The sequence below is a fragment of the Paenibacillus sp. FSL R5-0701 genome (assembly GCF_037973995.1).
GTDB lineage: Bacteria > Bacillota > Bacilli > Paenibacillales > Paenibacillaceae > Paenibacillus.
In genome coordinates this window covers 3,674,921-3,699,557 of the sequence record NZ_CP150230.1, presented here as the reverse complement: position 1 = coordinate 3,699,557, position 24,637 = coordinate 3,674,921, and the positions used below count along the sequence as shown (strand labels likewise).

At 43.3% G+C, this 24,637-nt stretch carries 17 protein-coding genes; 6 read left to right on the top strand and 11 right to left on the bottom strand.

All coding sequences use genetic code 11. The features are described from left to right. Positions 1 to 485: 485 nt before the first annotated feature. Both MKZ13_RS16265 and MKZ13_RS16260 read right to left on the bottom strand, forming a co-directional pair. Positions 486 to 3,326 (bottom strand): alpha-L-rhamnosidase, encoded by a 2,841-nt coding sequence (locus tag MKZ13_RS16265; protein ID WP_221821356.1) that lies wholly within the window; start codon positions 3,324 to 3,326, stop codon positions 486 to 488. A 52-nt stretch (positions 3,327 to 3,378) separates the two neighbouring features. Next, a complete protein-coding gene (locus MKZ13_RS16260; RefSeq protein WP_221821355.1) occupies positions 3,379 to 5,025 on the bottom strand; it encodes an extracellular solute-binding protein in 1,647 nt (548 codons plus the stop codon). 192 nt (positions 5,026 to 5,217) lie between these two features. Here MKZ13_RS16260 and MKZ13_RS16255 point away from each other — a divergent pair, with 192 nt between their 5' ends. Continuing rightward, positions 5,218 to 6,900, top strand: a complete 1,683-nt coding sequence (locus MKZ13_RS16255) for a histidine kinase (RefSeq protein ID WP_047843168.1) — start codon at positions 5,218 to 5,220, stop codon at positions 6,898 to 6,900. A 60-nt stretch (positions 6,901 to 6,960) separates the two neighbouring features. Continuing rightward, positions 6,961 to 7,611 (top strand): TetR/AcrR family transcriptional regulator, encoded by a 651-nt coding sequence (locus MKZ13_RS16250; RefSeq protein ID WP_313771462.1) that lies wholly within the window; start codon positions 6,961 to 6,963, stop codon positions 7,609 to 7,611. Positions 7,612 to 7,801: 190 nt separating this feature from the next. On the opposite strand, the gene MKZ13_RS16245 is transcribed toward MKZ13_RS16250, so the two are convergent. Beyond that, positions 7,802 to 10,084: a glycoside hydrolase family 3 C-terminal domain-containing protein gene (locus MKZ13_RS16245; protein ID WP_339185405.1), complete on the bottom strand. Its 2,283-nt coding sequence runs from the start codon at positions 10,082 to 10,084 to the stop codon at positions 7,802 to 7,804. A 341-nt stretch (positions 10,085 to 10,425) separates the two neighbouring features. Between MKZ13_RS16245 and MKZ13_RS16240 the strand changes: the two genes are divergently transcribed. Together MKZ13_RS16240 and MKZ13_RS16235 are read left to right on the top strand one after the other, a co-directional pair. Next, a complete protein-coding gene (locus tag MKZ13_RS16240; protein WP_047843166.1) occupies positions 10,426 to 12,027 on the top strand; it encodes a response regulator in 1,602 nt (533 codons plus the stop codon). Positions 12,028 to 12,351: 324 nt separating this feature from the next. Next, on the top strand, positions 12,352 to 12,735 hold the full coding sequence (locus MKZ13_RS16235; RefSeq protein WP_047843165.1) for a hypothetical protein: 384 nt from the start codon (positions 12,352 to 12,354) through the stop codon (positions 12,733 to 12,735). 70 nt (positions 12,736 to 12,805) lie between these two features. On the opposite strand, the gene MKZ13_RS16230 is transcribed toward MKZ13_RS16235, so the two are convergent. The 5 genes from MKZ13_RS16230 to MKZ13_RS16210 all read right to left on the bottom strand — a co-directional run bounded on the left by MKZ13_RS16230 (position 12,806) and on the right by MKZ13_RS16210 (position 19,338). Continuing rightward, positions 12,806 to 14,545 carry an ATP-binding cassette domain-containing protein gene (locus MKZ13_RS16230; RefSeq protein WP_339176758.1) on the bottom strand — a complete coding sequence of 580 codons (1,740 nt, stop codon included), beginning with the start codon at positions 14,543 to 14,545 and terminating at the stop codon, positions 12,806 to 12,808. 144 nt (positions 14,546 to 14,689) lie between these two features. Continuing rightward, entirely contained in the window at positions 14,690 to 16,072 is a 1,383-nt protein-coding gene (locus MKZ13_RS16225; RefSeq protein WP_339176756.1) for an erythromycin esterase family protein, read from the bottom strand. A 250-nt stretch (positions 16,073 to 16,322) separates the two neighbouring features. Next, positions 16,323 to 17,354 (bottom strand): alpha/beta hydrolase, encoded by a 1,032-nt coding sequence (locus MKZ13_RS16220; protein WP_221821343.1) that lies wholly within the window; start codon positions 17,352 to 17,354, stop codon positions 16,323 to 16,325. A gap of 180 nt (positions 17,355 to 17,534) precedes the next feature. Continuing rightward, on the bottom strand, positions 17,535 to 18,179 hold the full coding sequence (locus MKZ13_RS16215) for a response regulator transcription factor (RefSeq protein ID WP_221821341.1): 645 nt from the start codon (positions 18,177 to 18,179) through the stop codon (positions 17,535 to 17,537). Then, a complete protein-coding gene (locus MKZ13_RS16210; protein ID WP_339176755.1) occupies positions 18,166 to 19,338 on the bottom strand; it encodes a sensor histidine kinase in 1,173 nt (390 codons plus the stop codon). Before MKZ13_RS16210 ends, MKZ13_RS16215 begins: the two co-directional genes overlap by 14 nt. Before the next feature lie 700 nt (positions 19,339 to 20,038). Here MKZ13_RS16210 and MKZ13_RS16205 point away from each other — a divergent pair. After that, positions 20,039 to 20,449: a VOC family protein gene (locus MKZ13_RS16205; RefSeq protein ID WP_339176753.1), complete on the top strand. Its 411-nt coding sequence runs from the start codon at positions 20,039 to 20,041 to the stop codon at positions 20,447 to 20,449. A gap of 373 nt (positions 20,450 to 20,822) precedes the next feature. Then, a complete protein-coding gene (locus tag MKZ13_RS16200; RefSeq protein WP_339176751.1) occupies positions 20,823 to 22,562 on the top strand; it encodes a methyl-accepting chemotaxis protein in 1,740 nt (579 codons plus the stop codon). Positions 22,563 to 22,705: 143 nt separating this feature from the next. Here MKZ13_RS16200 and MKZ13_RS16195 read toward each other — a convergent pair whose 3' ends face one another. The 3 genes from MKZ13_RS16195 to MKZ13_RS16185 all read right to left on the bottom strand — a co-directional run bounded on the left by MKZ13_RS16195 (position 22,706) and on the right by MKZ13_RS16185 (position 24,552). Further along, on the bottom strand, positions 22,706 to 23,425 hold the full coding sequence (locus MKZ13_RS16195) for a CPBP family intramembrane glutamic endopeptidase (RefSeq protein ID WP_339176750.1): 720 nt from the start codon (positions 23,423 to 23,425) through the stop codon (positions 22,706 to 22,708). A 1-nt stretch (position 23,426) separates the two neighbouring features. Next, positions 23,427 to 23,975 (bottom strand): PadR family transcriptional regulator, encoded by a 549-nt coding sequence (locus MKZ13_RS16190; protein WP_221821331.1) that lies wholly within the window; start codon positions 23,973 to 23,975, stop codon positions 23,427 to 23,429. Between the two features lie 175 nt (positions 23,976 to 24,150). Beyond that, positions 24,151 to 24,552 carry a hypothetical protein gene (locus MKZ13_RS16185; protein ID WP_221821329.1) on the bottom strand — a complete coding sequence of 134 codons (402 nt, stop codon included), beginning with the start codon at positions 24,550 to 24,552 and terminating at the stop codon, positions 24,151 to 24,153. Positions 24,553 to 24,637 lie beyond the last annotated feature (85 nt).

Sequence of the window (24,637 nt, the reverse complement as noted above, 5' to 3'; positions counted from 1 at the left end):
CTATATCCTCCACCTGGAAGCACAAGTACCGCTGGCCGCTTTTTGGTATTTGCCAGCTCGGGTGAAGAATCCAACAGGTAGAGTGGATTGACATGGCCAAAAGGATACTTCTATTGTAGATTTCAAGTGAGACGATCGACTATAACGCGATACAAAGATCGTGTAGCGTAATTCAAGCCCATTGCTAGTCAAAGACAAAGAAAAAACCGCGAAATCGCGGTTAAGTAGGGCTATCCTCTCGTATTATGATTATTGGCCTTCCGTGTGATATCAAATGCATCCGGGTCAGCGAACTGATTCTCATCCCGGTTGACTGAGGAACAAAGAGCATGTCGCCCTTACGGATGTGCTTGCCACCGAATTCGACATCCTCGGTAGCCCAGCGAATATTACTCACCTCAGCAGGCCATCGGTTTGAGATGATTTGCATTTAAAGAAACGTCATCGTGTTTCGTTTTCGTCGTATCTACGAGCAATGATTTATTCTATACGATTTGAATGGTCTCCAGCTTGAGATCGAGCTGGTCAAGTTCTTCCTCTGGCGTACTGAACGAAGGATAGGTGGATAGATCACGCAAGCTTGCTTCCCCCATCGGGCCAATTGTCCCCGGGTCCAGCGAAGCCAGCACCGGTGAAAGCTCGTGCAGCATACTCCGGCTATGCTCGTTACGAAGCAGTACATTCAGAGGTGTACGGGTGCTTAACGTTTGTTTGTATGGCACGGATGGTACATAAATAAAATCATACGTGCCACTCACCACTTCGATGATCACTTCATCTTCAACCTGAACGACAATCAGGCCTGTATCCGAAAGTGTAATTCCGTTCATCATCACCTGATCAACCACGGCGCGTGGCAGCTTGATCGTTGCTGTTGCATTAAATGGAACAGAGAAGCTTAAATACAGCTTACCTGCTTCATCAAACCTCCATTCACTGCAATAAGTTCCTGCAGCGGTGTCAATGCGACCTTTAGTCCACTGGATTCTGAAATCAGGCATCGGTGCCAGCAGTGCATGGCGGAAGCCAGGTCGATCCTCTACTGGATTGATCCCCGCCATATGACGATACATCCATTCAACAACGGCACCATAGGCATAGTGATTAAGCGAGTTCATACCATTTTCACTGATTGTACCATCTGGCAAAATGGAGTTCCAACGCTCCCAGATTGTTGTTGCTCCCATATTGACCGCATACAGCCAGCTTGGGTAATCATCATTGAGCAGAAGCGTATAGGCGATATCATTGCTTCCATATGCTGATAGAACCCGGTTCAAATACGGCGTACCTACAAAGCCAGTTCTCAAGTGGTTCTGATCCTTGCGTACACGCAAGCGAATAGCTTCTGCAATCCGTGCTTTATGTTGCTCAGGAACGAGATCCATATACAACGCTATAGCGTATGCGGTCTGTGTATCTACTGCCAGACGTCCATTCGCAGTAAAGTATTCCTTCACAATTGCAGCTCTAACCTCTTGCGCCAACTGGTCATAGGATGCGGCAAGATCATGATGTCCAAGTACTTTGGCAGCCTTGGCTACGATATCTGAAGAATAGGCATAGTAGGCTGAGGCAATAAAGTAATTATCTGTTCCCCCCATTGGAGAGTTCGGATCATCCCCATCTAGCGCAAGCCAGTCACCAAAGTGAAAACCTATCGCCCATAAACGTGTACTACCGGATTCGTCATCCGAACGCTTGATGTAATCTACCCATGTCTTCATGCTGTCAAACTGCTGCTCCAGAATGGATGGGTCCCCGGAATGCAGATACGTGTTCCACGGAATAATGGTTGCCGCATCTCCCCAGGCGCTGGACCCTCCGCCCTGCACACGTCCAACCGGAATGACCATCGGAACCATACCGTTCCGATCCTCTTGTTCCATCCACAGATCATATCCATACTTGTTAAAAAAGGCATACGTATCCATATTGTAATTTGCTGTACCGGAGAATACCTGTGCATCCCCTGTCCAGCCCATGCGCTCATCGCGCTGTGGACAATCGGTAGGGGTATCTAGGAAGTTTCCCTTTTGCCCCCAGAGTGCATTTTCGAACAAACGATTCACGCCAGCATGACTGGTTTCTAAATACCCGGTACGTTCCATATCCGAGTAAACCACACAGCCTGTGAAGTCATTCAGATCCAGTTCGCCTGCCCAGCCTTCAACCTTAACATATCGGAAACCGTAAAATGTGAAATACGGACGCACAATAGCTTCTTCACCGTTTGCTGTATAGATGTACTCCGCCTTAGCCGAGCGAAGGTTCTCCCGGTAGAAATTGCCTTTCTGCAACACTTCGCCATATTGCAAATGGATGACCGTTCCGCTTGGTGCCGTAGTACGGAATTGCAGCCAGCCTACCATATTCTGGCCCATATCAATGACCGTTTCTCCCGCAGGCGTGGTCAAAATTTCGATCGGCTTCAAGGTTTCCTTGATCACGACCGGAAGACTTTTTCTTGCTTGTAAAAGCTCATACCCCATTTCACTTTCCCGAACTGGATAAATCTCAGTCACGTCCAGCGTGGCATCATAGATTTCTCCGTCATAGATGTTACCATCCACCACATTCGAGCGGGTGGCATGCCAGGACAGATCTGAAGGGACAACAACTTCTGTTCCATCCGTATACGTAATCACCAGCTCGGACAGCAATGCAAAATGATCACCATACAAATTGGCAGTGGTATCTCCTTCAAAACCAAACCGTCCCTTATACCAGCCATTCCCCAAACGGACATCTATCGCGTTGGACCCTTCTTGCAGCAGGTCGGTAATATCGTAAGTTTGATACTGAAGCCATTTGTGATAGGCATTATAATGAGGGGCCAAGTACTCATCCCCAGCCTTGACTCCGTTTAGTTCCAATTCGTATACTCCCAAACCACAGATGTACGCCCGTGCTTTGGCGATGGGACCTTTGACTTCGAACGTTTTCTGGAGGACTGGATGAATCGTCGGTTCCAGTTCAGGTGTAATCCACTTTGCTGTCCATGGTTCATCCTGCTTAGCCGTTTCAAACCAGGCCGTTTCACTGGTCGCCTTTTCCCCAAGCTCATTCCATAATCGAACTCTCCAGAAGTAACGCGTCCGTGCAGCCAGTTCCAGATCCGGAGAATACGCGAGCGAATCAATATCCTCTGTTATTCCACTATCAAATACAAGTTCTGTAAAAGATTCATCCAGTGCAATTTCTACCTGTGCGGCGATCTGCGTTGTCGCTGTCGTATCCGTAACGGTATAAGAAAAGGTTGGCTTGGTTACCGCAAAACCGAGCGGATTAGTGATGTGATTTGTTTTCATATGAGTAATGTTCATCGATGAAACCTCCCCTTGTCGATTACCTTTCGGAACGTTTAACCATCCTGCTTTAAGGCCGAGTCTGCGCCAATTGGTACCATTCATTCACTTCTTCCGTGATTTTTCTTCCGCCTGAATCCATCCATTTTTTCACGAACTCATCAAAAATGGTGAGTGGCTCCTCTCCATAAATAATGGAGTTGAAGGTGTCCAGTTCCATTTTTTGCAAATAAGTGTTTCGAGCTTGCATTGTTTTTGTCGGGGGCCCCTGAAACAGATTGACTCGATCAATCTGCCGCTGCCTGGTCTCTACAACATTTGCCTTCATAATGGGATACTGCTTCTCATCCTTAGGGTCAATTCCCATACTGAACAAAATGGCGCGATCATGAGAGCTGAGCCCTTCTCGCTTGCCCATTTTCAGAAGAGCTGCTCTGAATCGGGAAGGGTAACTCGCATATTGTCCCATGAGGGTATATTTGAACGTTATCACTTTCCCCCCGGGAATATCGCGGCTGTCACTATCCACCGAACCATCCGGGTTCAGTACATAATCATATCCATTCTGATAGGCACTCAGATACAACGGATTATTCGTCACCGTAGCCTCATACAGATAGTTCTGATACTTAAAAAAAGCCTGCAAGGCTTCTTCAGAAATGTTTGCGCTGATCATTAAAGCCCCGCTGTAAGAGTTTCCTTTGAATCTCGCTGTGGTTCCGTCCATTCCTGCAGGAATCGGATAAGGCACAAACTCAGCCTTCGGATCCTTTTCATTAAGTTGTTGCAGCGGATAATCTCCAAACCAGCGTGGACCAGCTACCATGCCAACTTTGCCATCAAAGATATTTTTATTGACCTGATTGAAGTCCTGCAGAGCTATGTTATTGCTCACATATCCTTTTTTCTTCCAGTCTTGCAGTTTTGCCAGTGCGGTTTTGATCTGAGGCTGGATACTTCCGTACACGAGATTGCCCTGTACATTCTTGCTCCATATACTTGGAATCGCTCCATACGCACCAAATACCCAGGATATGTCTCCGATAGGCGAGGCCAGATACTGGTCCTTGATTGCAAAATCAATACCGTAGGTATTCTGTACGCCATCACCGTCTGGATCATCATAGGTAAAGGCCTTCATTACACTTTCCAGTTCGTCAAGATTGCTTGGTGCCTTCAGGTTCAGATAATCTAGCCAATCCTTGCGAATCCAAAGTACGGACTGCGAGGCTTGCTCCGTAATGATCGGAATCGCCATCCGTTTCCCGTCAATCTCAAAAGGCTTCCATGCTTCTGGCACTTCAGCCATAGCCGCTTTCCAAGTGGATGATGCATATCGATCAAAGGCTTGTCCAGCGTCCAACAGTTTGCCTGAGATCATAAATCCATTGACTGTGTCCATGACATTGGATGAGAACACGTCAGGTAACGTATTGTCAGCAGAGAGCATTAATCGAAGCTTCATATCATAGTCATCGACAGGAGCACTCCATTGGGTCCGAATATCCACGCCAAGCGTTTCTCTGGCCCAACGGATATGTACATTATCGGTAGCAGTTTCGCCATTTTTGTAGATGGTGGTTGGATCATTCATTTTGACTGTTGTTACGATCACACCTGTTTTTACAGGCATAGGCTCTTGTGCTTTACCACTGCATGCGGCGGTAAACAGAATCAAACAAGCAACAGAAAGAAACAGGTATATTTTGCTACTCATGTGCGAAATGCACTCCTTCATCTAATTCATCTTCATCATATCGTGCCAGTTATACAGTCGAAATAACGCTTTTTCAACATTAGATAATTCATTCTTAACCTTCATCTATATTACATTCCAAATCACTTGTATTTCATCCAATGCCAGCCTACAATAAGGTGAATTTACATCGTTGGCAGGAGGCGTTAAGGGTTGAAAAAGAAATACAGGACCTTTATGAACATAGTGGCCATCACGCTGATTATGCTTGTCGCCGTCCTGGTCATGTATACCTTCTCGGTTCAATCCAGTCTGGATACCGTTCAAAAGGATATTGAAACCAACAATCTCAATCGAGTGCAGTTTGTCGTTAACTCACTCGATCAGAGCATAAATCGGCTGAATATGTTATCCATCTCCATGGAAACGGACAATTCTATTGCACTGCTGCGATCCATTGACGTGATGAGTTCCTTTGAGCAGGTACAGTTGATTCAAAATGTTGCTGTGAGAGTCAATTTGCAAAGTTTGTCCGAGGGATGGAATAACAAAATATCGGTCTACTCGGTTCTGTTGAATCAATGGATCATTTCTTCGGAGTTAGATATGAAGACTCCCTCTGTAGATTCACTGAAATCAGGCTGGAACTATGATGCAGCTACAGCTAAATATTATAAATACAAGGTCAGTCCACAGATCATTATTCGGTTGGAGTTCCCGCGCAGCAATCTGGAGGATATAGTTGAGAACTCACATCAGAGCGAGAATGAGACGTTATTCTATAAACCGGACGAGCAATTGATTACTCGCAAAGAGGCTAATTCCATTACCCCTCTCATCATGAAGGAGCTAACCGGTCATCTACAACCATCCTCCGGTACAGAAACCGTTTCGGTTAACGGAGCCCAGTACATTGTCAATTATGTGTACTCTCATCAGCTCGGTTGGTATTTAATTGATTTTATGCCTCTTGATAAAGCGTTACAGCCTATACGAATGACCCAATTCTGGTTTTACTCTGCCTGTGTCATGCTGTTTATGGCGGGGGTCACGATTATTGTTGTTCTTTTCCGCAAGGTACAGATCCCCATACTTGCTCTGTTAAAAGGTGTTCGTCTTTTGAAGCATGGCGACTTCTCTTATCGTATTCAGCGGCAGAGCGGTAATGAATTTGATTACTTATATGGTCAATTCAACGACATGGCCGGACAGATTGAGGATTTGATTGAAAAGGTATACAAGGAAAAAATCGTAGCTCGTGAAGCGGTGCTGAAACAGCTACAAGCCCAGATTAATCCTCACTTTTTATATAATTGTCTCTTTTTCATTAATAATATGACAAGATTGGGCAATGAGGAAGCGGTTACTGCCATGACCCAGAACTTGGCTGAATATTTCAGGTACACCACACGCCTTGACGAGCCGATGACCTGTTTGGAAAAAGAGTTGGGTATCGTTCGCAATTACCTTGAGATACAGAGCTTACGCATGGACCGTCTCTCTTATCAGATTGAGCTACCGGACGAGCTAAGATCTGTCCCGATTCCCAAACTACTCATTCAGCCTTTGGTGGAAAACAGCATCATCCATGGCATAGAAGCCAAGTGGGATTCCGGTTCCATTCATATCACCGTTGAGCGCACGGAACACGGGCTCTGTATTGTGGTTGACGACGACGGGAAAGGCATGACGGAGGAAGAAATTAATGCACTTAAGGCCAGAATATCCGAGCCGCCTGTGGACACGATGGGATGTGCACTCTGGAATATTGCGGAGCGTCTGCGCATTCAGGACGCTACCCATTCGGGTATCCAGTTTGAACAGAGTCCCCTTGGAGGCATGCGTGTCCGATTAAACTGGTCGCTCGCCAATTGGCAGAATGAATCCTTACGTTGACAGAAAAGAGTCTAGTTTGATAGCATAGTTTGAGTTCATTCCAACAAGGAGGTTTTTACAATAGAACCCCGTCAAAGGCTTCAACAAGAGCGCAGTGACCTCAAAACAAGAAGACGAGCAGCTATAATTGAAGCAGCTAAAATTGCTTTTTTGAATAAAGGCTTCGAGCAAGCGACCATGCAGGATATTGCGGACGAGGCAATACTGGGGGTGGCAACAATCTTCCGCTACTTTCCGCGGAAAGAGCAGCTTATTGTTGCCGTAGCATCAGATATTGTTCAGTCCGAGGTTCTGGTATTCTCCGATATTATCAGAGGTGAAGGCACCTGCTACGACAAGCTTGGCCGCCTTTTCGACTCGCTAGTTTTTTTCCAGCAGGTAGAAAGCCAGCAAAGCTCCAAATTAATAGAAGCGTTTGAGTGTTACGTCGCAATGTCCAAGTCCCCGTTGGAGGATATCGAGATGTATCATTCTAACTATCAACAGATTATTATGCTTTGTGCAGAGCTGGCTGAGCTTGGTCAAAAGGATGGATCTGTTCGTAACGATGCCAATGTGGTTGAAACGATTAACACGATGATTAATGTCTTTGGCAACTTCTCCAAAAAAACAGCGATGCTCAATGGCATTGAAGCCTTCCAAACAAAAGTGGACGAAGCCGAGCAATTTAATATCCTCAAGAACATATTTTTGGATCATCTCAAGTCCTGAATAGCGGTTCCGATTTTAAGATATAACTGATAGCTGTGCTATGAGGACCGCTGTGAGATCAGATGGAGCAGCCCTCTCGATGATGTGTACATCCTGAATACATCTTATAACATCCTTAGATGGAAAACGCCTATAAGTCATGACTTATAGGCGTTTTTGAGCGTTTTATAGTTGAAGCAGAAGTTTGATTTTACTGACGAACAGCCGCATTTAATCCAGCAAGCAACTGGGAAAGAGTTTCCTCCGTGAAAGCCCCTCCCGTAAACGGAATCAACGAACGAAGCGGCATGTATTTCATGGTTGCCTGAATCATTTCGGAGGATATCGCATCGGATTGTGCCTCTTCCGTTCCCTCTGGAACCAGTCCCTGTAATTGACTCATGACAGCCATCGTTTTTGGATTGGCGAGCAGCTCACCCAGCGTTGTATTACGGTCAAAGGTAGGTACTGGCCCGGTTGTTGTGGACTCCACGTTGACCGTCTGTTGCAGGAGAATGGAACGAGAGGATGAGCCAATCAAAATATCATAGGAACCGCTCTCTACATGCCAGTCCTTCAAATCAACATTATAATAGGCAAAGCTGCGTTTATCCAGTGTGAAGGAAACGCTGCCCTCAGCGTCCGGCTCCAGTCCGATTTTGGCAAATCCCTTCAATTCCTTGTCCGGACGACTTACTACGGTTTGCTGATCCCGCACATACAATTGCACAACCTCTTGACCGTAACGAGTGCCTGTGTTTCGAATCGTAACAGTTACCGTAACCCGATCCGTATCCTTGAACTGTGTATCGTTCAGATTCAGACCGGTATATTCAAACTGTGTATAGCTCAATCCGTAACCAAACGGGAACAACGGTTCAATACCCTTACGATCATAGTAACGATAACCAACATATATGCCTTCACGGTATTCCACACGATCTCCGTCCCCGGGGAAAAACAGAGCCGAAGGGTTATGATGCACCGATTGCGGGAACGTTTCCGCCAGCTTACCGCTTGGGTTGGTTTCTCCGAACAACAGATCCGCCATGGCTCCTCCAGCTGCCTGACCACCCAGATACGCCTCCAGTACTGCCTTCACATCATCAAGCCATGGCATCACAATCGGTGATCCATTGCTTAATACGACAACAAGGTTAGGCTGCTCTGAGGCAACGGCTTTGATTAGCGCCGATTGGTTAGCGGGGATGTCCATGTGAGACCGGTCATATCCTTCCGATTCATAGCGGTCAGGCAGACCAATGAACAGCACAGCGACTTCCGCTGCCTTGGCCGCCTCGACGGCTTCCTTCATCAATAGCGGGTCACTTTCATCTGAAGCAAGCTTGTAGCCCTCAGCATAAGTCACCGATGCATCCGCTTCAGCAAGTAAAACCATCTGTTCATAAGGATTATCCAGTTGAGTAGGATGGATATGCGAACTGCCGCCGCCCTGATATCTGACCTTCTGAGCTAGCTCTCCGATAACGGCAATGCGGCTATTCTTGCTCAGCGGAAGAATATCGTCCTCGTTTTTCAACAAAACCATTGTTTCTCCTGCTACCTCTCTGGCAATCTGATGATGCTGCTCAGAATCAAAGGTTGCTTCTGGACGTTTATGCTCTGCCGTCTTGAAAATAACAGCTAACAACCTCTCCACGGATTGATCAAGCTTTTCTTCGGATAACTCGCCGCCATTCACCGCCTCCACAATTTTACGTGGTCCTTCTCCGTTGGAAGAAGGCATTTCCAGTCCAAGTCCCGCGGCGATGCTGGCTGCGATCTCATTCACTGCGGACCAGTCTGTCACAACAAAGCCCTCATGTCCCCATTCTTCCTTCAGAATGGTATTCAGCAAATATTCATTCTCCGACGCATACGTTCCATTCACTCTATTGTAAGAAGACATTACTGTCCATGGCTGCGCTTGCTTGACCGCCTTCTCAAACCCGGTAAGATAGATTTCTCTTAACGTCCGCTCGTCGACCACCGCATCGGTAGTCATTCGGCGATGCTCCTGATTGTTCACTGCAAAATGCTTAAGTGAGGTTCCCACACCCTGGCTTTGCACACCTGAAATATGAGATGCTGCCAGTTCACCCGTCAGGTAAGGGTCCTCTGAGAAATATTCGAAGTTGCGCCCGCATAACGGGGAACGCTTGATGTTCGCCCCTGGGCCGAGCAGAATGGCGACATCCTCCGCTTGCGCCTCTTTACCAATTGTTTCTCCGACAAGTTGAACGAGATCCCGGTTCCAGGAGCTGGCCAACCCAACCGCCGATGGAAAACAAGTGGAGGGAACACTTCCATTCAGTCCCAAATGGTCGGCATCACCTGCTTGCTTGCGTAATCCATGAGGACCATCAGTCATCATAATGGATGGAATATCCAAACGTTCTATAGCATGCGTTGTCCAAAAGCTGCTACCTGAGCATAGTGTTGCCTTTTCGTTTAAAGTTAACTGTTTCACGATTTGCTTGATATCACGATTCATCATCCAGACTCTCCTTCATCTATCGGCAGGTATCCTTGACATGCAAAACGGTTATGTAAGGTCCCGCATAATATTGTTTTAGTTCTCTTTTTAATAATACTGTCTCGTTGAATGACATGAAATAGCGCTTTCTTAATGTGATATAACGCAATCTGAATACAAAGAAAGCTTTCATGCCTCGCAAGCCATTTGCAGCGGTAATCCGCATAGGTATTTCTGAACATCTGTATCGTTTTCTTAAGATTTGAGGTGAGCCAAGGCGGCATCCATTGAAATGATAGTTCGGCCATCATACAATACAATAAGTGTTGTAACAGCTTGTCTATAGAGGGGGAATTAGCTTGTACGGTTTATTAATAGTGGATGACGAGAAATCGGTTGTTGATAGTCTCGCGCTGACAATTCCCTGGGAAGATTATGGCATCCAGGAAGTGCATAGAGCTTACTCGGCTGCGGAGGCTCTCGATATCGCTTCCAAATACGCTGTTGATATCATGATTACCGATATTCGTATGCCCGAGATGGATGGTTTGGAGCTTATTTTGGAGATTCGGCGATTCTCCAGTAAAATTAGATGTATTATTTTGTCTGGTCACGATGAGTTTGAATATGCCCAAAAAGCAATTCAGTATCAGGCTGCTAATTATCTGCTGAAGCCGATAAATACCGATGAGCTCATCCAAGCTGTAACAAAGGCTATCGCCAATATTGAGCACGAATGGGAACGCATCAGTTCATTTCAGCAAATTCAGCATGCTCTTCACGCCAATATGCCCTTGTTGCGCAATCAGCTGCTCAAGGAACTTCTTCAGAACAAAGCCATGAGCCATCAGATTTTGGCCGGGCGTCTCAGCATGCTGGAGATTCCCTTTGCGTCCTCTGACCCCTTTATTATGATGGTCATTCGGATGGAGGAAGAATTTTCCGGTTATGATCTTCGGTCATTATCCTTGCTCGAATATGCTGTAACCAATATAGCCGAAGAAGTGTTTCAGCATCCGTTCAAGCTGTGGCATTGCATTACAGAGCAGGGATATCTGGTATTTCTGATCAAAAACAGTGATCTGCATGCACTCGATTCAGTCGACTCCCACGCGGTCAGACTGCAAAACAATGTGCAAAAATTTTTAAAGGGAGCCATCTCCATTTGTCTGAGTAAAGAGCAATTCTTCCCTGACCACCTCTCCGATCTATATTTAGCCTCCGTGTCAGCCATCAATCGGAATGTGGGCAGCAACAAAAGCTATTTTATTACGCTGGACAAAAAGGATGCGGATTCCCATGAACAGCAAAACCTCATTAATTTGTATGAGCCACCCTTGCTCCCTAACTTGCTGGAATCAGGTAATTGGGATGAGGCCATAAGCAAAATTTCCAGAATTCTTTTCTTGAACGAAGTTGGCAAAGAACTGTCCCACGATCAATTGTTTACAGTACTACTCTACCTGTCTTCCACATTCTCGATTTCACTAAAATCGCAGGACACGACGGTTGAGGAAATGCTTGGGGAGGAGTTCGAATTTTTGCTTCGGAAAAAAAGCCAGTTATCCGGCCAACGCATATATAGCTGGGCAGAGAAAATGATTAATCAGCGACGCAAGCAGGCCTCCAATCAGCTGATGAATGCGCACGAACAAATTACGTCTAAAGTGAGAACATACATTCAGGAGCATTTGGCAGAAGGTATCTCCCTTCAGGTCATTGCCGATTATATCGGCCTGCACCCCGTTTACCTGTCCAAGGTGTACAAAACGGTCACTGGAGAAACGATTGGTGATTATTTGTACAGCTTACGTATGAACAGAGCATCTTACCTGTTATTGAACTCAGACCTCAAAATTGCAGATGTCAGCAAGGCGCTTGGTTTTTTGGCTCCGCCGCATTTTATAAAAATATTCAAAAAGCATTATGGTTGCACACCACAGGACTTTCGCACTCGTTAACGAAATGAATGGAAAAAAAAGGTCTTGGCCTATCGCTCATTTTAAAAGGAGAATGCACCGGGATTGCTCCCAGTGCATTTTTGCAGTTCGTATAAATCTATTATGGCTTCACCGTAGTTTTGTCCAATTTTCCCAAAACATGAAAGAAACTCACTACTCGGACATGCCCAAGGATAAACGGTCGCAGCTTGAGCTTGTCTTTATTTTGAATATCCGCCTGACAAGGCCATGACCAAATTAGCAGCCTTTTATAGGCTTTCACCCATTCCCCTGCTCAATTGCCTACATACAATACATTAGACTAATGAACAGGAGTGATGTGATATGACATTTTTACCTCCTTTTGGACCTGGTGGAGGATTTGGCGGACCTGGGGGTCCCGGAGGACCAGGAGGACCCGGCGGATTTCCTGGTCCGCCATCGTTCCCCGGGGGTGGAGGCGGCGGACCACAAGGCGTGCAGGCACCTACCGGACCGCCACCATCATTCATTCCACAGCAACCCGCTTCGTTATATGCGGTAGATCCAAGAGCCATATCCGGCTGTTTGTTTCGCTACACATATATTTGGCCGGATCGTGGTCCCGGCTTCTGGATGTACCCGGTATTTGTCGGTAGAAATTCGGTGGCTGGCTTCCGCTGGAATGGCTTCTTCTGGCTATACACCGGCATTGATCTGCAGCGAATCAGCTCGTTTAGCTGTTTCTAGAAGTAAATCCCCCTGTATGCGGATTAATCCACATACAGGGGGATTTAGATTTATGGAATATTCACCTTGTCTAAAGCAACTTAATCAGCTTTTCTAGCTCATCAACCAAACTCTTTGCAAGTTCAAAATTAGTATCTTTCAGAGCCAATTCAATTTTCATTTCAACTGACTTTTTCTTTTGTTCATTTTCTAGATAGTTTTCATCAAAATGACTCGCATAAATCATCTGTCTGAATTCTTCTATACTCATTTTACTAATCGTTTTGTCCTCAATAATTAAAACATAATCCATACCATTTACAACCGAATAGAAATCATGAGAAATCATGATAATCGCACCTTTGTAGTCCTCAATGGCTTTCTCCAATGCGATTTGTGTATAGATGTCCAAATGGCTTGTTGGTTCATCCAGGAGCAATACGTTGGCTTGACTGGCAGAAACTTTAGCCAATTGAAGCATGTTTTTTTCTCCGCCAGATAACGATTCAATCTTTTGATCAAGGATTTCTCCTTCAAAGCCATAGTTTGGAAGATACGATCTAATTTCATCATACGTTTGAAACCCGGAATCTATGAATTCATTTAGGATGGTATTCGAATCCTTTAACATTTCGCCTTGAACCTGAGATAAATAGGCCACTTTAACATCAGGATTGATTTCAATGGAATCCTGATTGTTTTTAAAGATTTCTCGGAGTAAAGTCGTTTTCCCGGTACCGTTAGGACCGATCAGGGCTACTTTATCTGTTGATTTGATCTCAAAGTTCACATTTTCCAAAAGCAACTCGTCAAAGGAAACGCTATAGTTATTGACGTTAACCACAACGGTGTCTTCCATTTCCTTATCGATTCCAAAACGGATATTCGGCTGTTTGATATCGACAAAGGGTTCTTTTATTCGACGCGCTTCCAATCTCTCTTGAAACTTGACTCTGGCTTTTAACGCTCTGCCTCTCGAGGCTTCCGAATTATATGTGGCGATCTCTCTAAGATTGTCGATGATGTGATCGTATCTCTCAATTTCTTCAGCTTCTGCAACCGCGATTTCTTGCAGTTCGATCTTAGACTGAAGCAGTGAGAAGTTATAATCGATATATCGCCCGTCAAACTCCTGGAGCTCTGTGTTTTCTAGGTGTATGATTTTGTTGAAACAATGATTCAACAGATACCGGTTGTGTGTAACGACCAGCAGCATTCCCTTGTGGGAGTTAATCAATTTTTTAAGCGCGTTCAGGTTTTCAAAGTCTAGAAATACATCGGGTTCGTCCATAATCATGAAGTCTGGACGATTCAGCATTTCCTTCATCACTTGAATAAGTTTGAATTCCCCGCCACTTATGGCGGATATACTAAGATCTTTGAGCTTCATGAGGTTGGCAAGGTTTAACTGTTTATTGATGTTTTTTTCGAAATTGTCCCCATCCATCGCTTCGAAGGCATCCAAAGCCAATTGAAGCTTTTCCATCAGGGAATCCATATCCGATGTGGTGGCCATCTCCGCATAAATCGCTGTAATTTCATCTTGTATCTTGATGAATTCTTCTGCGATATATTCAAAAACGGTCATTTCTTTTGTTTTGTCTACTTGCAAAAACTGACTCACATACCCGATTCTGCAATCGGGGTCTATCTCTAACTTGCCCTCGAACAAATATCGTTCCGGATCCATCAGGATATCAATCAGTGTACTTTTTCCACTTCCGCTTGTTCCGATAAAAGCACAATGTTGTGCCTCTTCAAACGTAAATGAAATGTTTTTATATAGTTCCTTTTGTGGAAATGAGAAGGATAAGTTTTCAACTTTTATCATAGTGTTACCTTTCTTTATAACTAAATTGGTGGCTAGTATTGAATATATTGTCGAACACAGACTTTTAGAGTAACACTGTTTACCACCAAGTACAATCGATTTTTAGCCCTTACCCTCACTTCGAAATTTGAGTACGTTGCTCTCCTAGTGATTAGAGGGATGGATTTTATGAATAAGTAATATTCCATCATACTGATCGCGAGGTATCATCTTTTCATCTAAAACTCCCCATGCTTTGGCAATTCGAGGTGTGTACATCCATTCCGTTGTTGGACTTAACTCCTTGTCCTTCATGTTGATGAACCGGGCTGGACCCATTTCAATTCCTGCAATATCTTCAAGACTACCTTTTTCATGAGGCAGGACTTGCTCTTCCTCTTCATTGTTTTTATATGCGCTTCCTTCATATGCATACAAACCTATAACATAACCAGCTTGCTTGAGTGAGTATGGAAGCATCTCACCCATGGTTGGATATGGATTATTATCATAATCGTATCCGTTATGCTCTGTGATCATTGTGGAATTATTCTTACGTATATGATAATTGTGTCCCCATAAAATAATTTTCTCCTCAGGATAGACTGTTTCTGCAAGCCATTCTACATTATCAGCCATCACGCGATCTCGTTCATAACTTCCCAATTTCAAATGCTTCTCAGGGTCTACTCCTGCTAGCAGATTTACAATATGAGGATGGTAGTTATCTAACATGTCTAACCTATTTTGTAAGACGCGATCTACCAGAGATATCAGATTGAGTTGCTCTTTCTGATTCCTGCTTAATTCAGCTTTGTTGTCTCTTACAAACTTTTGGAGAGTAATATATTTTTCTTTTATTTTCTTCTTTTGAATATTAAAATCGTCTACTTTGTTAACCATGTTAAGCTTTAAATACCAGCGTTCCGTTTGCGCAAATGCTGTTGCTTTATTCTTGTCAACCTTAGCAAACCACGCCTCAACGAATTGAATAAAAGACTCCGACGTGCCTTGTGAATCAAATCCAGTTAATATAAGCGGATGATCTGTGTTGCTTTGTTGTGCAATGTATTCAAATAAAGGTAAGTTCTCTTCAACCTGCCACACGCCATAGACAGAGCTCTTCATCAATTCCTCTGGCGTTGTATTATGTATTTGAGCATATGCAGCAGTAGTATCGGCTAGATTGGATTCAAATGCAATGACATCATATCCTAGTTCTTCATGCAAAAATTTTACGAGTCTTACTTTCATTGAATTGTATTCTGATGTTCCATGCGATGCTTCTCCCAAGCTAACGATTCGTTTATCCGCTAAAATAGACTTTAGAAACATCAAATCAGAGTACTGATCATTTTTTTCTGCGTTAACGGATGTAATCGTATTTGCATTTGAGCGAACGCTCTCTTTCCAAATTAATTCTGAAGATATTGTATTCTTCTTGTCTACTAAAGTTGATCCAGACATATATGCCACCGGACCAATGGACATCACACTGAAACTGCACACCACTGTAGACAATAACACTTTTCTAACCAACTGATTCATTAGGCTGACACTCCTCTGTTTTTATGTATATCAGCCTAACATCTGGAGTTTAAAACCAATGCACGTTGCGTTTAAGATTTGTTTAAAAATGTATCAAATATTATGGGCTTTAGCTCTATAATGCTCTGTAAATGTATACAAAAAAATCGTCAGCATTTCTGCAACGATTCCTAATGTCAGTCTCTATTTGAAAACAGCAGCGGATTACTTTTTATTTACGCACACTTCTCTTTTTAATTTCTAACAAATGTTATGGAGTGAACGTATCTGTCATCCAATTGAAGAATCTTTCCTTTTCTTCATAGTGTGGGTAGTGAGCCGATTCTTTATAAGAAATAAATTCTTTCTTGTTAGCTTTAATTCCGTCAAAAAACTGTTTGGCAGCATGGGACGAAGTCATAAAGTCATAATCTCCCATTACAAAATAAAATGGCAGATCCAGCTTCTTAATTAAGGAAGGCAATGGACGACTCATCACTTCACCAATTAGAATTCCTTGTGAATAAGTCATTCCTTTATGATAACGTATGACATCGAGCATGTTGTATTCACTGCTGAACGCCATTCCAAGAAAACTGTCATCAGGGTTATCCATCAATCTCGCGGCACCTTTGTATCGTGTAACAATGTCTCTCGGTGTAAATGTCTGCCCTTGATTAATGGCTTCAGAAACCTGATTAAGTCTTGCTATGTCATCATCATTACCTGCAAGCTGAGCTTGTTTCATTACATAATTCCAACCGTCTATCTCACTCTGCTTGGTATCTCCTACCTGACCAATTCCGATGTAGGCTTCATATTTCTCCGGTGCTTTATGGGCAGCCAAAGAACCAATGTAAGTACCGAAGGAATGGCCGATCAGGATCACCTTTTCCTTGCCAAGCCGTTCAGATATATAATCCGTGATGGTCAGTATATCATCAACCAGCAAGTCCGTTGATAAATTGGAGTAATCCTCAAAAAAATGATAAGACTTTCCGCTTGCTCTTTGATCATAGTTCACAATGGTAAATCTGGATTCCAATACATCCTGATATTGCTTTGCGTGCGGAATTTCAGACGCGCTCGGCCCACCGTGTACATACAGAATAACCGGATTCTCTACATTTTGACCGCGGATCATGATTTCATGACCTGTTCCATTGATCTCTACTTGTTCCAGTACACTAATACTATTTTCCCCTTTTATTTTCGGAGTCCATGTTGGAAAGTAAAGAACCACCATTGAAAGTATTAAAACAGCAATACCGATCCCAAAAAATATTTTTTTCATTTTTTTCATTCGAATTACCCCTCTCTGCGCTTCAATCTTCCGAAATGATTGTTCCGCTTGTTATAAATTTAGACTTTAAAAGTCATATAGACATAGTGCGATTTAGTCATGAATTGACCTATGACATAAAAAATCGGCAACTCCAATGAGTTGCCGATTTTTTATGAACATCAGTAATATTCTACCTGTTTATTCTTCCATCATTCCTGAATCTTTGGCTTTGCGAGTTGCCTCCCTCCTTCCTTTCACATCCAATTTGGAATAGATGGAAGAAATATAGTTTTTAACGGTCCCTTCACTAAGAAACAAAGCCTCAGCAATATCTTGATTGCGCAAGCCAGATGCCAACTTGTGAAGTACTTCAATTTCACGTGCGCTCAATCCGTACTCGTTGCTCTTTGGAGCAGCAGACGGGGGGATATTTTTTATCAATTTGGCAGCCACTTCCTGAGAAATCAATGTACCTCCTGTATGAACCACACGTATTCCTGCAGCCAGCTCCTTGGGACGGATCGCTTTGAGTAGATAGCCCTCTGCTCCATGACTTAATGCCGTCAAAACATAATCCACTTCCTTATAAGAGGTCAGCATAATGATCTTAATCGCCGGAATCTGCTGCTTAATTCGTGACGTTGCAGCAACGCCATCCATGACGGGCATATTAATATCCATTAGCACGATATCAGGCTGAAATTGTTTACTGCCTTCAATGGCTTCTTCCCCATTTTTGGCTAATCCGACAATCTCAAAATCTTCTTCAAGAGACAGGACAATATGCAGACTTTCCAGAATAAGCTCTTGATCGTCGACAATTAATATTCTAATCTTCTGCATGTAACATCACTCCATTTAATGGAATTTCGCATCTCACCTCGGTGAACGACGTGGCTCCAGATGAGGATGAGAGGGTAAGCTTACCTCCAATTTCCTGAATCCGTTGCTTCATCGTGGTCAAGCCAAAGCCGTATTCCAATTTGTCCAATGGCTTACCATTATTTCGAATAACAATATGTAAGGCTTCCTCAACAAAGGAAAGCTCCAAATTCAGCTTAGACGCTTTTCCGTGTTTTAGCGCATTCGTAAACGATTCCTGAATCATGCGAAGAATAGCTTGTCGCGCTTTAAGAAGCATTGCATGTTCTGTCATAGGCAGATCCAATGTAACATTCGTTCCAGTGTGCTCGGCAAAGCTATCAGCAAGTACGCTAATCTGCTTAAAGAGGCTAGTATCGTCTTCTCCCATTTCGTGAACAACATCTCTCATTTCGTCGAGATTCCTCTCGGCTAACGCTCTCAAGCGAATAAGTCTATCTTTCACCTCAGCAGGCTTATGATCCAATAGAGCAATGGCCGCATCCAGACTCATGATCAGGGAAATAAAGGAATGCCCAAGTGTATCATGGAGTTCCTTGGACATACGACTTCGTTCTTCCATTAACGTTAATTTCTCGACCTGAGCGGCATAATGGCTCAACAACCTGTTCTGATGTTCAACTTCAACCGCCAAGGCATTTTTCTGACGATAAGCATTAGCTATGAAGCTTACCCATATACCAATAAAGCAAAATAACAAGTTGTCGAACCCCATACTCATGCTCAGGTTCAAGGTGTATCCTTGATTGAACAGGAAGACGAATGGTATCAAAAAAACAGTAGGGATAATCCAAAATGTCTTTCTGGTCAATAAGTAGCCCATGGTTAGGCTGGGAAGCAAGTAATCAGGCGAGGAGATGAATTCAGAATGGATAGTCATATTCACATAATATGAGCCGCCAAGAACGACCTCGGTAATACAAAACCACAGATTGTTCAACCGCAGTTGTGGAAACCAAAATAAGATCGGGACAAGGAAGGCCGCCAAAAGCCAGATGATCTCCAATTGAACGTGAGCCGAGTCTCCGGGTACAGTTAGAATTAGAATGGCAAGCAACAAGTAATGATAAAAACGAAGCGAGAATATACTCCAGTCCATGAAAGAAATGATTTTTTTCATTCTAGCTCCTAGATAACGAGAATCATTGAACGATGACTGCTCTGACTCCACGAAAATATTTTTCCACTCCCTACTCATCAAGTTTTATCACTACCTAAGAGTAAATCTTAGATTATTTCGCAAGAAAAATACAGTTCTTTTCCAAGTGGTCATAATTCTTTACGGCTTATCCATCTTGTGCATATGATCCATGAGAGTGTATATACTACAACACTAAATGCAGCTACTATTCCGTATACTAAAAGAGATTTTCTTCTATGTTCATATAGTAGTCTAGCAATGTTCTTAACCCTGCAATGGCAAGGGCAGTGACTACATAAGAAAGGATTATTCCGGCTTACTTTTTTCTCCATCAAGTAAAAAAGAACAGGGAATGTTCACACTAGCTGGCAGAAATGCAAAAATAAGAAAAAAGTATACATTCACATATACAGTAGATAACTCAAAGCTCGATAATATCATTGAAGCAATAATACAAATTACAGTAGCAACCAACTGTGAGATCCCTTCCGGCGTTATCGTTTCTCGTTAGTTCAATCCGCTCACTCTTATTCTATGGTTTCTTCATAAAACACTACTGACATACCGTTGTCAGTAGTGTTTTTATATAGTTGGAGTAAGAAATTGTAAAGGAGTAGAAGTAAATGCGAAGTGTTTTTGATCCAAAATGTATTACTTATTATAGGAAGGATGATATCTTGTGAATTTTGCTTCTGTGCGCATCATTACTGATGATGTGGATCGTCTTGTCGAGTTTTATGAGAAAATTACGGGTGTCTCAGCAGAACGCCCTGCACCTGTCTTTGCCGAACTTGTTATGCCATCGTGCACTCTAGCGATCGGCCACTCCCAGACGGTGCAACTATTTGGCGCTGGTTCCGCTGTCGCGGCCAACAATCGTACAATCATTATTGAGTTCCATGTCCACGATGTCGATGCGGAATACGAGCGCTTGAAGCCGTTTGTCGATGAGTGGGTAAAGACACCTACCACAATGCCTTGGGGGAATCGTGCTTTGCTGTTTCGTGATCCTGACGGTAATCTGGTTAATCTCTTCACACCGGTGACCGAGGAAGCAATTCAACGGTTCAGTGGTAGGCATGCTTTCTAACGATCTCAATAAATGCTTCTACTTGAATGTTCTGATTATATCGACCGTTTCTGCAATGAGCATCCATGAGTATGTTTGTATATTGAACAGAATGTCTTAGAGAAATATTAAGCGCTCCACTGGCATAAAGCTGGTGGAGCTTTTTTGGTTAATGACAACGTTTCTTGATGCAAAGTAATTTCTACATTCGGTTTGAGTGCACTGGTACCACAAATGATCACATTCTCCTGCGTATATGTATATACAAGTTTAGTGTTAGTCTTCATTTTCCTCTTCAATATTACGATAAATATTAAGGGGTTATATGAATAACCATATTTACTTTATTACATCCAAGGGGGAACAGGATTTGAGAAAGACTTACCAAAAAAAGATGGATTTAAGATTCAAACTGTATTTGATTATTCTGGTTCCGCTACTGGCCATGGGCGGTCTAATTATGTGGGCCACTATCGACTCCAGTGAAAATGCATCATTAATGACCATGCAGCATAACAATCAGCAGCTGGCTGTGAATACCGCCTCTCAACTTGGTCAGGAATCGGAATTAATTAAGACATTATCTTCTACTGTTTCAGAGGAGAGCAAGGAATATAAAAGTCTTAGGGACGAACTCGTTAAAGTTAGGCTTCAATCGGGAGCCTTGTATGTTTATATGTATAACAAAACTTCGGACGGGTGGATCTACACCGTGGATGGAGCGGATTGGAATGATACAGAGTATAGTCCTTACGGCACTGCAATGGAATTCAATCCCCAGATTCAGGAACGCTTATTACGCGGTGAAGTTGTCACAACAGGCATTGTAGATGATCCAACCTGGGGACAGCTATTGTCCTCCTTTACACCAATCAAGGATTCGCAAGGTACTGTCATTGGCTATCTGGGCGTTGATATTTCTGCTGGAGCAGTGAATCAAGTCTCCGCGACATCTGTGAATAATGCTTATCAGACCATAATCCCGATTTTTGTGGTTGTACTGATTCTTTCTTTGGTCATGATGTTATTCGTAGTAAGAGGCATTCTCAGACAAGTACGCGATATTAAGTCAAGCCTCGAACAGGTTGCTGATGGGAATCTCAAAGTCGTATCCACACATATGACCAATGATCAACTCGGTGACATCAGTGATTTGATTAACATCATGGTTGCCCAATTGACGAACATTCTGATGGGAATACAGCAAGGATCAAATACGTTACAGCATTCATCCAAAGATATTTCGGAAACCGCTCAGACGAACCAGCGTCAGAGCGAAGAACTTTCCAGAGCGATTGAGGAGATTGCCATGGGTTCAATGAAACAGGCTGAAGAGACAGAACACTCCGTCCAGCACTCAGAGAATCTCGGCAAAATAATGGATGAAGTAGGTTCATATGTGAAACAGTTTACTTATACTTCAGAGCAGCTATCTTCTGTCCAAGTACAAGTTACACGTGAACATGAGGTTCTGCTTGAGAAAGGCCGAGAGAATGCCAAGCGTGTTGAGCATCAACAGGACATTTCCAGGTCTCTGACGACTCAATCCGAACTAGCTTCCTCTATTAGCGGTCAAATTCACAACATTTTAAAACAAACTCAAATACTATCCCTGAATGCTTCAATTGAAGCAGCCCGAGCTGGAGAAGCAGGTAAAGGCTTTGCAGTCGTTGCTGGTGAAATGGGACAGCTCGCTCAACAATCCGAACGTTCGATCCAGGAGATTGATGAGATCCTGAGTTCATTCGTTCAAGAGATACATCGTATGGGTAGTCATTTTGATGCGAATATGGTAGCAGTTAAGGAACAGGAGAAACAGATCGCTGATTGCCTCCAGGCATTTAGACAGGTTAGCCGCTTATCGACCGAAGTGCATGAGTTGGCTCAGAGTTTGGACAGCCGGACAATGGATATGCACTCTATTCGTCAGGAGTTGGAACAGAACCTCAGTTATATTGCTTCCGCAACCGAGGAAACTTCAGCCATGGCCGAAGAAGTCACGGCTAGTGCTGTGGAACAGCAACGGTCGGCGAGCGAACTGTCGAACATCTCCGGGGAACTCGCTGGTCTTGCAGGGGACCTCAAATCATATTCCGATCAATTTCAGATCGAAGTCCGTAAATCAGGTCCATAATAAAAAGACGGGTGTAACCAAAGTTATTAACGACAAAATGACAATGGTAATTTATGAGAAACACCTATAGAGGAATAGCCAATGGATTAAGTTAACCGCCTTTTAATGGGCGGTTAACTTTTGGTATGAGCTCCCAAGCCCAGCTACTTCATAAATAAGGCACTAAAAATAAGAACATCCTGCAAGAAATGAATCGTCAGCGCCCAGAAGAATCCTTTCGTTTCTAACATCGATTTGGCTAAAAACCATCCGATAAACGCTGCCATAATTACACCTGCTATCCCGCCTGGATGTCCAAAATAATGAACGGCGCCAAAGATTGCAGCCGCCAGTCCTTGAGCTACATACGAAGACAAACCATATTTACCTACAACGGCAACAAATGAAAACCGAAAGATGATTTCTTCAGAAAAAGCATTCATTAGTGCAAACACAAGGATGAGGACAACACCGGGATACAGCTCCAGTCTTACGCTTTCGCCGTGCACCACTTGGAAGTAGATAACGACAGATGTTACCAACGTAATGATGACCGCAAAATTTAGACCTAAGTGTTTCCATGTCTCTTTTTCTTTCGGCTTAATGCCGATCCACGGTTCGGGCCGAATTTTTCCATCTCGCTTTTTCAGATTTAAATACCTAAGTCCCCCCTTACCTGCCAACCCGTATACAATGCCAATCACAATAACAGCTAATAACAACACCGTAATTTGATAACTAATCTCCAGGTTGTATTCATCGCTGTCGAAGACCTTTAATGGGAGAAGCGGACTACTTCTAAACCATAACAGGAGAGGTGCGCAGGCAACCACCACGATCGTGATCAATAGGATGGGAATGAGGGTGGATCGTTTTTTATTCATTTTATTCTCCCTTGTTTGGATGACTTAAGGTTTCCAGCGCATGCTGACACCATTCCGTAGTCATCCGAAGATATCTCTCCCCATAGTCCAGGGTTAACAACCAGAGCTGGGCTTGCTTGCTTTTCCCTTTAGGAACACTCGCTTTAATTCCTGCCAACATCGTGATGAGCTGTTCGTTAGCTGTTAATTCCTCTTCAAGAAAAGTGATGAGTTGCGGGATATGACGTTCATCGGAGACAAAAAGCTTCATCAGCAGTTCGTTTCTCATTACGGGTTCTTCAGGTGGCAGAGCCAGCCAGGAATCAAGTTGGTCACATCCTTGCTCTGTAATGCCGTAGACAATTTTACGTCTCCCCGTCTTCGCTTCTTCTATCACCGAAACTGAGCCTTCTAACTGCAATTGTTTGATACTCTTATGAATATGTCCATACGATTCGTTCCAAAAAAGGCCGATGCTCTCCTTCGAAAACTTAACAAGCTCATATGCGCTCATGGGCTTCACACGAAGCAAGCCGAGAATCGCAAAGTGGGTGGTATTGATTCTTTTCATATGCCCTCCCATTCAAAATATATCTTTGAGATATATACAATTAGCATATTACTCCATTAGGATGAAGATTACAATTCATTTTTAGATATCTTTCATTCTGTTCTACAATACAAAAAGGAGTGATTACCGTAAGGTAACACCCCTTCCTATCTATAATAATGCAATATGCCTCAAATCATTTTTGAGTGCTGCTTAAACCTTTTAATTCCATGCCTCTTGTAAAAAACACAATTCCAATTGCAGCAAAGGTTACGTAATTACTTATCTTGGCTATTACTTCTTCATCATCCTCATAATTGATCCAGAACAAAAGAACGAATGGTGATACTATCATTAACACTTTCATAGCTAACATAAATACATAATGAATTCTTTGCTTACGCAAATTGCCTTCTTGTGAGGTTATTCTAAGGCTAACCTTAGAAGAGTCATAGATCGTTATTAATAGTGCGATGATGCTTGAATATGCCGTTATTTTCAAACCAATCTCAATCCATGGAACAAATGCTGCAACGGCGATACCCAGATAAATCCCAGCAGCTAAGTAAAAAAGGTTAATCTTAATCTTTCTGTGCAAAATCCCTCGCTCCTATCATATCACCTGTATATTTTACCATCATTATACAACAATAAGTATTTGTTTACCTTTGTTTTATGAAACA